This window comes from Flavobacterium adhaerens (genome assembly GCF_040045115.1).
Classification (GTDB): Bacteria; Bacteroidota; Bacteroidia; order Flavobacteriales; family Flavobacteriaceae; genus Flavobacterium; species Flavobacterium adhaerens.
In genome coordinates, this window is sequence record NZ_JBDLZX010000001.1 from 264,047 (window position 1) to 279,678 (window position 15,632).

Below are 15,632 nucleotides of genomic sequence, written 5' to 3' on the forward strand. Positions count from 1 at the left end.
TATAATGAGGTGTTAAAGATTTTTTTTAAAAAAAAAGTCATTTTTTTTCAAAAAGTGCTTGCAATTACGAGTTCTAGTTGTATATTTGCACTCGCAATCACGAAATGATAGCAACCTAATAAAATAGGGCGATTAGCTCAGCTGGTTCAGAGCACCTCGTTTACACCGAGGGGGTCGGGGGTTCGAACCCCTCATCGCCCACAAGTTTAACAGCAAATGGTTTTGAAATCCGATAAATCTTAAGATTTATCGGATTTTTGCTTTTGTGGATATATCGAATTATTTAGGATCAATGGATCAAGGATCAACACGAAAACTTGTGGGGAAATTTAAATCCTTTAATACAATCTCACGATCTATAGAGGATCACTATCAAACAATCTTGAATTATTTTGACAACAGAAGTACTAATGCTTCTGCTGAATCTTTTAATGCAAAAATCACAGCTATCCGAAAGTTTTACATAATTATATAAAAATGTCTGTAGCCCTTATAAACAGGGTACGACATATAAATTATCCTGAAAATAAGTCCGAATTGAATTGTAATTTTGGTTCTGGGCTTATTTTTTTTGCACCATCACCAACTTGATTGCAGACATAATTCAAACTCAAGTAATAAGTTAAGCATATCCTGATTTTTTCAACTAAAGAAGAGAATGATTTTGTCTTTTTTGCTATTGTTCTATTTATCAAAGCAAGCAATAGATTACCATCACTCATTGTGGTTCGCGCCGGATTTTGCAATAATCCTAAATCCCCTATAAATGTCTCATTAACACCGATTCCGGTAGAAATATCGTTCAAAGTATAGCATTTATTGAGCTGTCCGTAAGTTAAGGCCACAAAATGATCGTAAGTCTTGTATAAGTAATTGATAAATTCTTAGTAAAAATCATGACCATTACACTTTCTGTATTTAGAGTTTATTTTCTTATTATTTTGTTTCTACAAAGTATTTAATTTACTCATTTACTCTCTCTATTATCTTAGACCTTGTTTCTATATAACTTTTTCAACATCTTAGAGCCTTATTATCTATAAAAAGGCGTATATTAGGAGTTCATAAAAAGCAGTTGTACTGATGACGATCTCCAATTTTTATTTACTTAATAATCGTTTGATTTGCCTTATGCAAACATTATTGTACTTGCATGATGATGCTTTCTTAAAACACTCAAAAGAGTTTATTTAGTAAGCCCTGTCATTACTCTGGACAGGGAATTTACACAGTAGCTTAATCAATTTTATTTATCGATCCGTTTTCATTTGGGTTATGGTCTCATTAAATTGAAATCATAGTGCTACGTCATTTTTAATGAAGAGTAATTGCTCTAACCTATAGAAAATGGTATAAACAGAAAGTTATGTTACAAAATATCATTTTAACAACAGGAATATATGATTTAATAAAAGATCATATTAGGAGAAATCGAGTAACGAGAGAGGAAGAAAATTTGCTTATTGCTGAGCTTAAAAAAGCTTCACAGGTACGACGTAGGGATTTACCTAATGATATTGTTACTGTAAATCGAAAAGTAACCTACAAAAACTATTTAACCAACGAAGAAAAGACAGTTGTATTTGTTGGGCCTGAAAAATCGAAAGTTAGTAAAAGTAAGATATCAATACTTTCTGACGAGGGTATTGCAATGGTTGGGTATAGAGTAGGGAATCTTATAGACTGGCCCTCTAAAAAAGGAAATCTAAAACTTGAGATTTTAAAGGTAGAAGAGTTAGCTTAATTTAAAGCTGTTTTGATACTATATAAAGATCTACTCATGGATTTGAGTAGGTCTTTTTGTATTTAAATCATTATTTTTTAATTTTATATTGAATGCTTTTTGGAGTTTTTAGCGTTCTTCACGTAGTTATTCTATAATAATTTTTGTCCATTTCTCAATTTAAAAAAAGATTATGATTGTAAAAATTACTCAACAATTAACAAATCTTTATTGCATCATTTTTTGTCTATAAACGTGTTAAATTTTTAAAATTTTGAGTTAAAACAAAACCGTTCTTAATAAAGTAAAAATGTTTTAAAATAACCATATTAAATAAATTTCGGAATTAACTACATTTGTATTCTTAAAAAATTAAAATACATAAGATATGTCAGACGATAAAAAGGTCATTTTCTCAATGCAAAAATTGAGCAAAACCTATCAAGGAGCCGATAAACCAGTACTTAAGAATATTTATTTGAGTTTCTTTTACGGAGCCAAAATTGGTATTTTAGGTTTAAATGGTTCAGGTAAATCTTCTCTTTTAAAAATTATTGCTGGAGTTGACAAAAACTACCAGGGAGATGTTGTTTTTCAGCCAGGATACAAAGTAGGTTATTTGGAGCAAGAACCAATTTTGGACGAATCAAAAACAGTTATCGAAATTGTTCGTGAAGGAGCAGCAGAGACTATGGCTGTTTTGGATGAATACAACCAAATCAATGATTTATTTGGTCTTGAAGAAAACTATTCAGATCCAGATAAAATGGATAAATTGATGGAGCGTCAAGCAGCTTTGCAAGACAAAATTGATGCTTTGGGTGCTTGGGAAATCGACACCAAATTAGAAATTGCCATGGATGCGTTGCGTACTCCAGATGGTGATACACCAATCAAAAACCTTTCGGGTGGAGAGCGTCGCCGTGTAGCTTTGTGTCGTTTGTTGTTACAACAGCCTGATGTATTGCTTCTAGATGAGCCTACCAACCACTTGGATGCAGAGTCGGTACTTTGGTTAGAGCAGCACTTGGCACAATATGCAGGAACGGTAATTGCCGTTACGCACGACCGTTATTTCTTAGACAACGTTGCGGGTTGGATTTTAGAGTTGGATAGAGGAGAGGGTATTCCGTGGAAAGGAAATTATTCTTCTTGGTTGGATCAAAAATCAAAACGTTTAGAGCAAGAGGAAAAAGTAGCTTCAAAACGTAGAAAAACATTAGAAAGAGAGTTAGATTGGGTTCGTCAGGGAGCTAAAGGTCGTCAGACAAAACAAAAAGCACGTTTGCAGAACTACGACAAACTCTTGAATGAAGACCAAAAACAATTAGACGAAAAGTTAGAAATTTATATTCCAAATGGTCCTCGTTTGGGAACTAATGTTATCGAAGCGAAAAATGTTGCCAAAGCTTTTGGAGATAAATTGTTGTATGATAACTTAAACTTCACTTTACCACAAGCTGGAATCGTTGGAATTATAGGGCCTAACGGTGCTGGTAAATCGACTATTTTCAAAATGATTATGGGAGAGCAGGCTACAGATAGCGGAGAATTCTCTGTTGGAGAAACTGTAAAAATCGCTTATGTTGACCAATCACACGCTAATATCGATCCAAATAAATCAATCTGGGAAAACTTCGCAGACGGTCAGGAGTTAATCATGATGGGAGGTAAACAAGTAAACTCCAGAGCTTACTTATCACGTTTCAACTTTGGTGGCGGTGAGCAAAACAAAAAAGTTTCAATGCTTTCGGGTGGTGAGCGTAACCGTTTGCACTTGGCCATGACTTTGAAAGAAGAAGGAAACGTATTGTTACTAGATGAGCCTACGAACGACTTGGACGTAAATACACTTCGAGCATTAGAGGAAGGTTTAGAAAATTTTGCAGGATGTGCCGTTGTAATCTCTCACGACAGATGGTTCTTGGACAGAATCTGTACGCACATTTTAGCTTTCGAAGGTGATTCTGAAGTATATTTCTTTGAAGGAAGTTTCACCGAATATGAAGAAAATAAAAAGAAACGCTTAGGTGGTGATTTGACTCCAAAACGTATCAAATACAGAAAATTGATTCGATAATAATTGATTTTTATAAATCAGAAAGCCTCAGATTCTATTAAAATTTGAGGCTTTTTTATGTTTTTCAGGAGCTATTTCCTGCTGTACACTGTATCTTTTTATTTTTAAAGAAAAAATAAAAAGGATGCCGTTCCCATCAGGGCTAAGGGCTTCGGTTTCAAAATAAATTTTTCAGTAAAAAGTCTGCTTAAATCTGTTAAAATCTGCGTGCAGAAATTACAAAAACTTCACTTTCAATTCAGGAGTTGGAATCATGCAACTTTCTTTTTTACCGTACCATTTGTAACGATTTTTAGCCACATAATCATAAAGTAAATTTCTGATTCCGTTTGGAATGATTTTAAAAACGGTTCCGAAATGCCAAAACCCACCAAGATGTTTGGCTATTTGAATTGCGGCAGATGATTTATAATAGTAAGCAACTCCAGGTTCGTACAAAATAATACTATCAATATTGGCTGAATCAATTCCGATATAGTTTAAAATTTCCTGTCCCAATTCAGATTGTAATGCTACAAATCTAAAAATATCATTTTTATCATGCTGAATTACAAATTGCACAGCCGAATTACACAAATTGCAAACACCATCGAAGAGGATTATTTTTTTATTTGGTGGAAGATTAAGCATTTTAATTTTATTGAGATGAAAATACGTCATTTATTTTCTCTATCAAAATAAATTTCAGTATAAATTTTTTAAATAAAAACAGCTTTCATAAATCAATTTTAAGGACGTATTTTAAATCTGTGATGTTCTTAGTAGAAATTTTAAAAATCAATACTTAAATCGCTTAATTTTAATTTTTGATTTTTTTACAACAATATAATCATAATTAACCGCAAAAAGCTGAAGACTGAAAATTATTTTTTGACTGCTTCTACTAATTCCAATTCTTCCAAACTTACTTTTGAGGTAAACAAGCCATAATTTACCACAGCCTTATTTTTTTCAATTTTATCAATGCTACCAACAGATTTTCCATCCAGCATTCGGACACGATCTCCTACTTTTAGAATTGGCTTTGGTTTTTCCACAACAGGTTTTAATTTTTTCTCCTTTTTCTCTTTTCGGATTTCTTCAACTTTAATTTCTACTTCTTTAATAATTTCCTTTTTCTTTTCTACTTTGGCTTTGATTTCTTTAGGAGTTATTTTTTTGCGTTTCGAATTTTCGATCTCTACAATTTTCAAAAATTCACCAATGAGTTCTTTTTTGTTTTTGTTGTTAAAATATTTCTCAGCAATATCATCAATTTTTTGTCCGATGTAAATTATTTTCTGATTACTATCATATAACTCTTGATAGCTTTCCAGTTTTTGCTGAATTTTTGTATTGATGTTTTCCATCTTTTTGCTTTCTTCACGAGCACGGGTTTCTTCTTCTTTTAAATTAAGAGAAGTTTTTTCTAGCTTCGAACGCTCTTTTTGAAGATTTGCAATGGTTTTATCAAAGCGTACTTTCCCCACTTCGATTTTCTTTTTTGCCCGATTGATTAAACCAAAAGGGATTCCGTTTTTCTGAGCTACTTCAAAAGTAAATGAACTTCCTGCTTGTCCTAAAACCAATTTATACATGGGTTCTAACGATTTTTCATCAAACAACATATTTGCATTGGTAGCATAAGGTAGTTCGTTAGCTAGAATTTTCAGATTGGAATAATGAGTAGTAATTAACCCAAAAGCTTCTCTATGGTAAAATTCTTCAAGGAAAATTTCAGCTAATGCACCACCTAATTCAGGGTCAGAACCAGTTCCAAATTCATCTATTAAAAACATCGTTTTGCGATTACATTTTTTCAAAAAGTAATTCATGTTTTTAAGGCGGTAACTATATGTACTTAAGTGATTTTCAATAGATTGATTATCTCCAATATCGGTTAAAATTCTATCAAACAAAAAGGTTTCACTTCGTTCATGAACAGGAATTAACATCCCAGACTGCAACATTAATTGAAGTAATCCTACGGTTTTCATCGAAATGGTTTTTCCACCAGCATTAGGTCCAGAAATCACAATAATTCTGTTGTCTTGACTTAATTCTATGGTTTGCGGATAAGTGATTTCCTTTTTTTCTTTGTTGTTTAAATACAAAATAGGATGAAAGGCATCTCTAAAAAACAATCTTCTTTCATCGGTAATTGTTGGTAAAATTCCATTTATTTTATTGGCATATTTTGCCTTGGCAGCCACTACATCAATATCACTCAAGAAATCCTGATATTGAACGAGCAAAGATAAAAAAGGTCGAATTTGATTGGATAATTGTTTTAGAATTCGGGTAATTTCTTCCTTTTCTTCATATTCCAAATTGCTTAACTCACGAGAATATTTCAAAGTAGCTTCGGGTTCCATATAGGCAATACTTCCTGTTTTAGAACTCCCCAAAATAGAACCTCTTACTTTTCGCCTATACATAGCCAAAACTGCTAAAACCCTACGATTTTCGACAAAACTTTCCTTGATGTCATCTAGATAACCCAATGAATTATAATGAGACAAAGCAACTCCAAAACTCTGATTCACTTTTCCTCGAACCAGATTCATACTTTTCCTAATTTCGGATAGTTGAGGAGAAGCATTGTCTTTTATTTCTCCGTATTTATCAACCACCACATCAATAAATTTGACTATATCTTTGGTTAACTCTACAGTTGAGCTTTTGGTGTAAAGACTAGGATAATAGTCGTTGAATTTATTTAAGAAAGTCAAAAGTACATTTGTTGTTTCTGAAATATTGGCGATTTTCCTGAAACTTCCCACTTCTAGAAAACTATCTTCGATGGCTAAAAATTTTATTTCATAACTAATAGCATCAAAACTATGATTTGGAATTGCATTATTATTTTGAAAAGACGAGACATACTCCGAAGTCTGCAACAATGCACTCATCAAAGTTTCTTTGTCTCGAAACGGGGTTATTTCTAAGGCTTTTTGTTTTCCAATGTCGGTATTACAAATTTCGGAAATGGTTTCTAAAACTGTTGGAAATTGTAAGTCTTGTAATGTTTTTTCGGTAATGGATATCATTTAAATTTAAATCAAAATCAAAGCTTCAAAGTTACAAAGTAAAAAAGTCAAAAACCATTTTCTTAGCTGTCTTTACAAAAACTTTACGAACTTTACGGTAAAATATACTTTATGAATCTCAATTTGAACTCTTCCTGGCAATCTGTTTTATCAGATGAAATAGCTAAACCTTATTTTACTGATTTGATAAAAACTGTTGATGAAGAATATCGAACTACTGTTTGTTTTCCTCCAAAAGAGTTAATTTTTTCGGCTTTTAATAGCTGTACTTTTGATTCTGTGCGAGTTGTTGTCATTGGTCAGGATCCTTATCATGGAGTTGGAGAAGCCAATGGGTTGTCCTTTTCGGTAAATGATGCTGTCAAAATTCCACCCTCATTACGTAATATTTTTAGAGAAATAAACGATGATTTGGATTCTATTTTTATGCCTACATCTGGAAATTTAGAAAATTGGGCCAAACAAGGTGTTCTACTACTTAATGCTGGATTGACTGTTAGAAAAGACATCCCAAATAGCCACAAACATCTCAAATGGAATTTGTTTACAGATGCTGTGATTCAAAAAATTTCGGATAAAAAAGACAATGTTGTTTTCATGCTTTGGGGTAGTTTTGCCCAAAAAAAAGGAGTAAAAATTGATAGAAACAAACATCTTGTCTTAGAATCAGGACATCCTTCGCCTATGAGTGCCAATCAGGGAAAGTGGTTTGGGAACAAACATTTTAGCCAAGCAAATCTATATTTAGAAAAACATAATTTTAAGAAAATTGATTGGATCTAATCCATATTTTTTATAATTTTTTTAATCCAAAGTCAAAGCCCCCAATATCTCTTCGTACATAAAAGGCCCTCCAGGATATTTGGCTGTATAATCAAGATTCAACCATACCTGATTGTGTTCGTCTATATGATAATTAAGTTGTTTGTTTCGGCTTTCATTAACAAACAAGACATTTTTGATTAAAAAATTTATTTTTTCAAGATCATTAATACCTCCAATTAAAATTTCTGGATAAATATGCCCTTTGGTATGGATAAGCCTTGGCATTCCTCCGATAGATTTGATACTAGCTGCCATCAATATCGAATGATCGTCACAATCTCCAGAAAAATAATGTAAAGATTCTTGGGCAGTTGCAATATAATCATCGTTTTTAGGATCGTTTACATAATGCCAACGGCTATTTATTTCTTTGAAAACTGCAAAACATTGAATTAAATTTCGATATTCTGGATATCCTTTTACATCTTTAAAATGTTTTACTGTTGCCATTATTGCAAAATTCCGAACTTTTGGACTCTTATATTCAATAGCTCTTACTATTTCACTTTTGTTAGGAAAAGGCAATAACTTAGCAATAATTATATCCTGAGGAAACGGATTATTATTCATAGAATACAACATGGCATTGTAATCATCATAGACAGAATTGAAACCAAAATTCCCAAAAAAACTGCCATATATTAACACCAAAAAATAAAGTGCCAAACAAATGATAATAATGGTTCTTAATAAATATAAAATTCCATAAACTGCACCCAAAACTAGAAGAAATAATAGTACTCGATCCAATCCGAAGTACCATTGGGGATCTATTAAATTTTGATGAAAAACAATAAATGAAGGTATTGTAATAAGGATACTTAAAAACAAGATAACAAAACTATCCCAAGGTTTTTTCAATTGAAACTTGGATTTTAGATTTTGAAAATTAGTTATGCTAAATTGTGTCATAATACCCAAAAACGGGAAGATTGCTTTTTTGTAAAAGTACCGTTTTTTAGCGATAATTTCTAATTCAAATTACTGTTTTGAAATATTTTTGAATGAGAAACACTTAAACTTTTATGGAAAAAGTCCTTTAAAAACAGAAAAAAACTAAACATTTATATCCTTAAAATCATTGGCAATAGCATATCGAATCATATTAGAAAAAGCTTCGTTATCCAGCTTTGGAATTTCAAGAATTGAATTCAATAATGTAGTATCGTATTCGTTGGCATTGGTTACAAAATAAGGTTTTAAGTGCTTTCCAATGCTTTCATAGTACAACTTTTCGATGGTGTTTGTGTATTTAAAATCCAATGGATTTTTTATCAAAGTAAAATTGGTATAACCTACTTCTTTCATGATTAGCTGTAAACCTTTTACGATATTAAAACTCTTATTATTAACGATGTTTAATTGTTCGATATCGTTACGTTCAAAAGTGTTTACAATTACTTTGGCAACATAATCTACTGGAATAATATTCAAACCTGTTTCTTCATTGATAATAAAACGTACATTTTCCTGTTTGCCTTTGCGTTGGGATGTAAAGTGAAAAAACTTGGCCAAAAGATAAAAAACCATATATTTTGGAATAAAATAAAGACTTTCATTCCCCAACATTTTTCCACCAATTACGCTTGGTCTCAGTATTTGAAAAGGTAAACCTAACGTTCTACATTCTTGCGCAATGAAATTTTCAGAATGAAATTTGGCATTTTCGTAGGCATTACGATGTTTTGGTGTAAAACCTAAATTATGAAAATCATTATCAATCAATCCTTTTCGAATTCCAGAGGAAAATGCTGTCCCGATGTAAATAAATTTTGTAATAAAAGGATGAAACGTTTTGAAAAGAGATTGAGTAATTTTGGCATTTTGATCAAAAATTTTCTTTCTCAATTTTTCATCAGTAGATAAATTTACATACCCTGCCGAATGAATAAAATATGCTCCTTTTATTTTTTCAGAAAAAGTACCCTGAAGATTAGATAAATCTGAATCTATAATTTCAATATAATGATAAAGTGTTTCTAAACCACTTTTTTTCAAAATAGAAGGAGTGTAATCACTAGTCAATAATTCATTGATGCGTTCGATTGCAGTTGTATTTCCTTTGCTTCTTGCAAGAATAAACAGTTTATCACCATTATTTTGTTTAACAAATAGTTCTAGAAACTCATACATTACATGTGAACCCAAAACTCCAGTAGCACCGGTAAGAATTATTTTCATTGTTGATTTACTTTTTTAAATGCAAATATAAATTTTATAGCATAGCCACACCATTAAAAAAAGAACTTAAAAAGGGAACTTTGTTGCTAATTCAATGAAAAAAATAATTATTTTGAGGAAATTTTATCGAGTGTATATAGAATTAATTCTTCTATAGCTTTATTCGGATCATGACTAAAAGTACCGTTTGATCGATTAGCAATTATAGCATTTAATGATAATGCTTGGTGTCCTAAAAGAGCCGATAGTCCATATATGGCTGATGTTTCCATTTCTAAATTTGTTATTCGATTACCTTCAAAAAGAAAATTATCCATTTTTGAATTTAAATTTTCATCTTGAATATTCAACCGTAAAATTCTTCCTTGAGGACCATAAAAACCACCTGCTGTAGCCGTTATACCTTTATATATTTTATCACTAAAAATATTTTGAGCTAAAATTAAAGAACACGAAACAACGGTTGGTCTTCCTTTTCGTAAATCCCAATTGGTTTGTTCCATAAATGCATTTTCAATTTCCTTATTAGTAACTTCATGAACCAAATAGGAGCGAAGCATATTATCAAGCCCGATAGCAAACTGCGACATCACAAAACTATCTACAGGAATATCGGCTTGCAAAGAACCTGATGTTCCGATTCTGATGATATTCAATGAGGTTAATTCTTGTTTTGGTTTTCTGTTTTCTAAATCAATATTGACCAATGCATCCAATTCATTGAGAACAATATCAATATTATCGGAGCCTATTCCTGTTGATAGTACCGTTAGGCGTTTCCCTTTGTAAGTGCCTGTTTGGGTTTTGAATTCTCTTTTTTGAGTAGAAAATTCAATCGAATCAAAATGCTTAGTAATTTTTTCGACTCTATCCTGATCCCCAACAAAAATAATGTCTTGGGCAATATTTTCGGGTTTCAGGTTAAGATGATACACGCTCCCGTCAGGATTGAGTATTAATTCGGATTGTTGAATCATTTTTTAAGTTTAATATTGTTTTAAGTTTAATATTGTTTAATGTTCAAAAGTTGTCTTTATTTTAAAACAACTTCAAACCTTAAACGTTAAACTTTTTTACCCTCCAACACGTTTTACTTTAAAGCCTTTGTCCTTTAAAATAGTCATTATTTTATCACGATAATCCCCTTGAATGATAATAGAACCTTCTTTAAAAGTCCCGCCAACACTTAGTTTAGTTTTGATTTCTTTGGCCAAAATTTTAAAATCTTCATCAGTTCCTTCGTAGCCTTCGATGATTGTTGTGGCTTTTCCTTTTCTCTTTTCGTATTTACAAATCATAGGTTCTTTTTGAACATATAACTGATGTGCTTCTTGTTCTATCTCTTCTTCTGGAGCCATCTCGTGGTCAGGAAAAAGATTCTTTAATTGATCTTTTAAATCCATTTTTATAATTTATTTTGAAACCAAATTTAAAAAACAATTCCAAATACCAATTTATAGTATTGATATTTGGAATCTTTAGTTATTCTTTGAAAGATTTTATTTTTTAATCAAACCTAAATCGACCAATCGTTCGTATAAATATTCACCTGCTGTAATATCATCGAATTTTTTTGGGTTTTCAGCATCGATACAATTTTCTAAACAATCTAATTTCATATCACTCACAGGATGCATAAAAAATGGAATAGAGTATCGAGATGTTCCCCATAATTCTCTTGGAGGATTTACTACTTGATGAATAGTCGATTTTAATTTGTTATTCGTATGTCTTGATAACATATCGCCAACATTAATGACTAATTCATCGGGTTCAGCAATCGCATCGATCCAATCTCCATTATGATTTTGAACCTGTAATCCTTTACCTTGAGCACCCATCAACAAAGTGATTAAGTTGATATCACCATGAGCAGCTGCTCTGATTGCATTTTCTGGTTCTGATGTAATAGGAGGGTAGTGTATTGGTCTTAGAATCGAATTTCCATCTTTGGCATATTGGTCGAAATAAAATTCATCCAATCCAAGATGTAAAGCCAAAGCTCTCAGGACATAAACACCCGTTTTTTCAAGCATTTGGTATGCTTCTTTGCCCACAATATTAAAGCGTGGTAATTCTTTTACTTGAACATTTTCTGGATATTCTTTGGCATATTTTGAATCAGAATCTACATATTGACCAAAATGCCAAAATTCTTTTAAATCCCCTTCTTTTCGGCCTTTAGCATGTTCTTTTCCAAAGGAAACATATCCTCTTTGTCCTCCAATGTCAGGAATTTCGTAGCTGTGTTTTGTTTCTAATGGCAACGAAAAAAACTTTCTAATTTCGCCATACAACTCATCAACTAATTGATCGTTTAAAAAATGCCCTTTGAGCGCTACGAAGCCTATATCTTCGAATGCACTTCCGATTTCATTTACAAATTTTTGTTTACGTTTCGGGTCGTCCGAAAGGAAATCACGCAAGTCAACACTAGGAATGTTTTGCATATTTATGAATGTATTTAATACTTATGAAGTCTTAAACTTCGAGAGAACAAATATAAAAAAATAAGGCATATATTTTTTTAGTTTTCAAAAAAATACAACATTAGGATTAGATATTGTTGTATTTTTTATCTTTGAGAAACCAAAAAAAATTCAAATGCATTTTGATCGAAAAAACCTATCCAACGAAGCACTATTAGATTTATATGAAAGAATTCTTAAGCCAAGATTGGTCGAAGAAAAAATGCTAATTCTCATTCGCCAAGGAAAAGTCTCCAAATGGTTTTCTGGAATTGGACAAGAAGCGATATCAGTTGGAATTACAGCCGCATTAGATCACGATGAATATATTTTGCCAATGCATCGTAACCTTGGTGTTTTCACTGGTAGAGATATCCCTTTGAACCGATTGTTTTCACAATGGCAAGGCAAAGCCAATGGTTTTACAAAAGGAAGAGACAGAAGTTTTCATTTTGGTACTCAAGAGTATAATATTATAGGAATGATATCGCATCTTGGACCCCAACTCGGTATCGCTGATGGAATTGCATTGGCCAACAAACTAAAAAAGAACGGAAAATTAACCGCCGTTTTTACTGGAGAAGGAGCAACTAGCGAAGGCGATTTTCATGAAGCATTAAATATTGCTGCCGTTTGGGATTTACCAGTTCTTTTTGTCATCGAAAATAACGGTTATGGATTATCTACACCAACTCATGAACAATATCGCTGTCAGAATCTAGCCGACAAAGGAGTTGGATACGGAATTGAAAGCTATATTGTAAACGGAAACAATATTCTGGATGTGTATAATTTAATATCTGAATTAAAAATATCAGTATCTCGGAATCCAAGACCAGTATTGTTAGAGTTTAAAACTTTCAGAATGAGAGGACATGAAGAAGCAAGCGGTACAAAATATGTCCCTCAGGAATTGATAACAGAATGGGCAAGCAAAGATCCTGTAGAAAATTATAGAAATTATTTGCTTGCAAATGACATTCTCACTTCAGAATATGATGCTCAAATAAAAGAAGAAATAAAGAATGAAATTGACGAATCTTGGTCAATAACAAACGAAGAACCAGAAATAATTCCATCGTACGAAGAAGAATTAAATGATGTTTACAAACCGTATGAATATGAGGACTTTAAACCATCTCAAGAAGTTGAAAACATTCGATTTATAGATGCTATTTCCAGCAGTTTACGTCAATCGATGGAGAAACATGAAACATTAGTTATCATGGGGCAAGATATTGCTGAATATGGAGGGGCATTTAAAATCACCGATGGTTTTGTAGAACAATTTGGTAAAAATAGAGTTAGAAATACACCTATTTGCGAAAGTGCTGTTGTTTCTGCTGCTATGGGATTGTCAATTAATGGTTTTAAGTCAATTGTTGAAATGCAGTTTGCTGATTTTGTTTCTACAGGATTCAACCCAATCGTTAATTTATTAGCCAAATCTCATTATCGTTGGTTAGAAAAAGCCGATGTAGTAATCCGAATGCCCTGTGGAGCAGGTACTCAAGCAGGACCATTTCATTCTCAAACTAATGAAGCTTGGTTTACCAAAACACCAGGTTTAAAAGTCGTGTATCCTACATTTCCTTACGATGCAAAAGGTTTACTCAACACCGCCATCAACGACCCAAATCCCGTTCTTTTTTCGAACACAAACAATTATATCGCAGTTTAATGCAAGAAGTTCCGAAAGATTATTATACCATTCCATTCGGTAAAGCGGCCTTATTAAGAGAAGGGGAAAGTATTACAATAATCGCATTTGGAGCTGCTGTGCATTGGGCTTTAGAAACTTTAAACGAAAATCCAAATATCAATGCTGATGTTTTAGATTTAAGAACATTACAACCTTTGGATACCGAAGCAATATACAAATCGGTTCGAAAAACGGGAAAAGCAATAATTTATCAAGAAGACACTTTGTTTGGTGGTATTGCTAGTGATATTTCGGCTTTAATAATGGAAAACTGTTTTGAATATTTAGACGCCCCAGTCAAACGTATCGCCAGTTTAGATTCGCCCATTCCTTTTTCTAGAGCTTTAGAAGATCAATTTTTACCTAAAAATAGATTCGAATTAGAATTAAAATCTTTATTGAGTTATTAAATTGAGACTCAAATTCCTTAGAGTTGAATTTTAAATTTAACAAATACATATCGTTATGTTAAAATAAAAATTGGATTTTAAGAAATTTATACTCTATATTTGCAAAAGAAACAAAGAGTTATCTAATTTTTACAAAATTATGTTATCAAATCAATTACATCATCATCATTTACATAATTGCTCTCAAGCGATGTGTTAATGGTATGCGTGTAAATCACAATAATCTAAAACCCGTTTGAGTACAATCAAACGGGTTTTTTATTACCTAATTCTTTGTACTCAAACTATTAATTAAAACCACAAACAAGAAACAGACAATGAGTACACTTAAAATTGCGATTCAAAAATCAGGACGTTTAAACGAAGAAAGTATCCAAATCCTTAAAGACTGTGGAATCTCAATTGACAACGGAAATGATCAATTGAAAGCCGAAGCAACCAATTTTCCATTAGAAGTTCTATTTCTTAGAAATTCAGATATCCCTCAATATTTGATAGATGGTGTTGTTGATGCAGCCATTGTTGGAGACAATCTTTTGGTCGAAAAAGGAAAAGGAATTCAAGTTGTCGAAAAACTTGGTTTTTCAAAATGTAGGGTATCGGTTGCGGTTCCAAAAACTTTTCAATATAATTCTATTAAAGACCTTGATGGAATGCGAATTGCGACATCTTACCCAAATACCGTAATCGATTATTTCAATAAATTCGGAATGACTGTTGATATTCATCAAATTTCGGGTTCGGTAGAAATCGCTCCAAATATTGGATTGGCCGACGGTATTGTTGATATTGTTTCTAGCGGAAGTACTTTATTCAAAAACAACTTAAAAGAAGTAGAAGTTATTTTGAAAAGTGAAGCTGTTTTAGCTGTTTCTCCAAAAATTAATGCCGAAAATCAAAAACTGATAAATACCTTAAAATTTAGAATTCAGTCTGTTCTTAGAGCCAGAAAATCAAGATATATATTGATGAATGTTCCTAATGATAAAATAGAGGAGGTTGGAAAAATCCTCCCAGTTTTACGAAGTTTAACAGTATTACCTTTGGCTCAGGAAGGGTGGAGTAGTGTACACTCTGTAATAGACAAAGATACTTTTTGGGAAGTAATTGACCAGTTGAAAGAAGTTGGAGCCGAAGGAATTTTGGTTTGCCCAATCGAAAAAATGGTGCTTTAATTTAAGGATGAATTAGTAAGTAATAAGTAGTAAGTATTT

General features: G+C 32.2%; 12 protein-coding genes, 1 tRNA gene and 2 pseudogenes. 7 read left to right on the forward strand and 8 right to left on the reverse strand.

From position 1 onward, the window contains the following. The first annotated feature begins 126 nt into the window (after positions 1 to 126). Positions 127 to 201: transfer RNA gene (locus tag ABEB18_RS01180), tRNA-Val, on the forward strand. A 91-nt stretch (positions 202 to 292) separates the two neighbouring features. Beyond that, a complete protein-coding gene (locus tag ABEB18_RS01185) occupies positions 293 to 475 on the forward strand; it encodes a transposase (protein ID WP_348797174.1) in 183 nt (60 codons plus the stop codon). Positions 476 to 707: 232 nt separating this feature from the next. Here the strand turns inward: ABEB18_RS01185 and ABEB18_RS01190 are convergent. Next, a pseudogene (locus ABEB18_RS01190) lies at positions 708 to 866 on the reverse strand (IS4 family transposase); the annotation flags it as partial. Between the two features lie 500 nt (positions 867 to 1,366). Between ABEB18_RS01190 and ABEB18_RS01195 the strand changes: the two are divergent. Together ABEB18_RS01195 and ettA are read left to right on the forward strand one after the other, a co-directional pair. Then, positions 1,367 to 1,744, forward strand: a complete 378-nt coding sequence (locus tag ABEB18_RS01195) for a GreA/GreB family elongation factor (RefSeq protein WP_348797175.1) — start codon at positions 1,367 to 1,369, stop codon at positions 1,742 to 1,744. Between the two features lie 367 nt (positions 1,745 to 2,111). Further along, a complete protein-coding gene (gene ettA / locus ABEB18_RS01200; RefSeq protein ID WP_348797176.1) occupies positions 2,112 to 3,803 on the forward strand; it encodes an energy-dependent translational throttle protein EttA in 1,692 nt (563 codons plus the stop codon). 216 nt (positions 3,804 to 4,019) lie between these two features. Here the strand turns inward: ettA and ABEB18_RS01205 are convergent, their stop codons facing one another. After that, positions 4,020 to 4,433 carry a thiol-disulfide oxidoreductase DCC family protein gene (locus ABEB18_RS01205; RefSeq protein WP_348797177.1) on the reverse strand — a complete coding sequence of 138 codons (414 nt, stop codon included), beginning with the start codon at positions 4,431 to 4,433 and terminating at the stop codon, positions 4,020 to 4,022. Positions 4,434 to 4,666: 233 nt separating this feature from the next. Next, positions 4,667 to 6,832, reverse strand: coding sequence for an endonuclease MutS2 (locus tag ABEB18_RS01210; protein WP_348797178.1), 2,166 nt, complete (start codon positions 6,830 to 6,832; stop codon positions 4,667 to 4,669). Positions 6,833 to 6,943: 111 nt separating this feature from the next. Between ABEB18_RS01210 and ung the strand changes: the two genes are divergently transcribed. Beyond that, on the forward strand, positions 6,944 to 7,615 hold the full coding sequence (ung, locus tag ABEB18_RS01215) for a uracil-DNA glycosylase (RefSeq protein ID WP_348797179.1): 672 nt from the start codon (positions 6,944 to 6,946) through the stop codon (positions 7,613 to 7,615). Positions 7,616 to 7,636: 21 nt separating this feature from the next. On the opposite strand, the gene ABEB18_RS01220 is transcribed toward ung, so the two are convergent. From ABEB18_RS01220 to ABEB18_RS01240, 5 genes are all read right to left on the reverse strand, one after another. Beyond that, entirely contained in the window at positions 7,637 to 8,569 is a 933-nt protein-coding gene (locus ABEB18_RS01220; RefSeq protein ID WP_348797180.1) for a transglutaminase, read from the reverse strand. Between the two features lie 144 nt (positions 8,570 to 8,713). Beyond that, on the reverse strand, positions 8,714 to 9,838 hold the full coding sequence (locus ABEB18_RS01225; protein ID WP_348797181.1) for an SDR family oxidoreductase: 1,125 nt from the start codon (positions 9,836 to 9,838) through the stop codon (positions 8,714 to 8,716). Between the two features lie 107 nt (positions 9,839 to 9,945). Then, entirely contained in the window at positions 9,946 to 10,815 is an 870-nt protein-coding gene (locus ABEB18_RS01230; RefSeq protein WP_348797182.1) for a nucleoside phosphorylase, read from the reverse strand. 96 nt (positions 10,816 to 10,911) lie between these two features. Further along, complete coding sequence (locus ABEB18_RS01235) at positions 10,912 to 11,241, reverse strand: translation initiation factor (RefSeq protein WP_348797183.1); 330 nt, start codon at positions 11,239 to 11,241, stop codon at positions 10,912 to 10,914. Between the two features lie 96 nt (positions 11,242 to 11,337). After that, complete coding sequence (locus ABEB18_RS01240) at positions 11,338 to 12,288, reverse strand: isopenicillin N synthase family dioxygenase (RefSeq protein ID WP_348797184.1); 951 nt, start codon at positions 12,286 to 12,288, stop codon at positions 11,338 to 11,340. 154 nt (positions 12,289 to 12,442) lie between these two features. Between ABEB18_RS01240 and ABEB18_RS01245 the strand changes: the two are divergent. Beyond that, a pseudogene (locus ABEB18_RS01245) lies at positions 12,443 to 14,418 on the forward strand (alpha-ketoacid dehydrogenase subunit alpha/beta). A gap of 317 nt (positions 14,419 to 14,735) precedes the next feature. After that, a complete protein-coding gene (gene hisG / locus ABEB18_RS01250; RefSeq protein ID WP_348797185.1) occupies positions 14,736 to 15,593 on the forward strand; it encodes an ATP phosphoribosyltransferase in 858 nt (285 codons plus the stop codon). The last annotated feature ends 39 nt before the right edge of the window (positions 15,594 to 15,632 follow it).

Coding starts and splice junctions, on each gene's coding strand:
- ABEB18_RS01185 (WP_348797174.1), top strand. CDS start 293: ATGGATCAAGGATCAACACGAAAACTTGTGGGGAAATTTAAATCCTTT.
- ABEB18_RS01195 (WP_348797175.1), top strand. CDS start 1,367: ATGTTACAAAATATCATTTTAACAACAGGAATATATGATTTAATAAAA.
- ettA (WP_348797176.1), top strand. CDS start 2,112: ATGTCAGACGATAAAAAGGTCATTTTCTCAATGCAAAAATTGAGCAAA.
- ABEB18_RS01205 (WP_348797177.1), bottom strand. CDS start 4,433: ATGCTTAATCTTCCACCAAATAAAAAAATAATCCTCTTCGATGGTGTT.
- ABEB18_RS01210 (WP_348797178.1), bottom strand. CDS start 6,832: ATGATATCCATTACCGAAAAAACATTACAAGACTTACAATTTCCAACA.
- ung (WP_348797179.1), top strand. CDS start 6,944: ATGAATCTCAATTTGAACTCTTCCTGGCAATCTGTTTTATCAGATGAA.
- ABEB18_RS01220 (WP_348797180.1), bottom strand. CDS start 8,569: ATGACACAATTTAGCATAACTAATTTTCAAAATCTAAAATCCAAGTTT.
- ABEB18_RS01225 (WP_348797181.1), bottom strand. CDS start 9,838: ATGAAAATAATTCTTACCGGTGCTACTGGAGTTTTGGGTTCACATGTA.
- ABEB18_RS01230 (WP_348797182.1), bottom strand. CDS start 10,815: ATGATTCAACAATCCGAATTAATACTCAATCCTGACGGGAGCGTGTAT.
- ABEB18_RS01235 (WP_348797183.1), bottom strand. CDS start 11,241: ATGGATTTAAAAGATCAATTAAAGAATCTTTTTCCTGACCACGAGATG.
- ABEB18_RS01240 (WP_348797184.1), bottom strand. CDS start 12,288: ATGCAAAACATTCCTAGTGTTGACTTGCGTGATTTCCTTTCGGACGAC.
- hisG (WP_348797185.1), top strand. CDS start 14,736: ATGAGTACACTTAAAATTGCGATTCAAAAATCAGGACGTTTAAACGAA.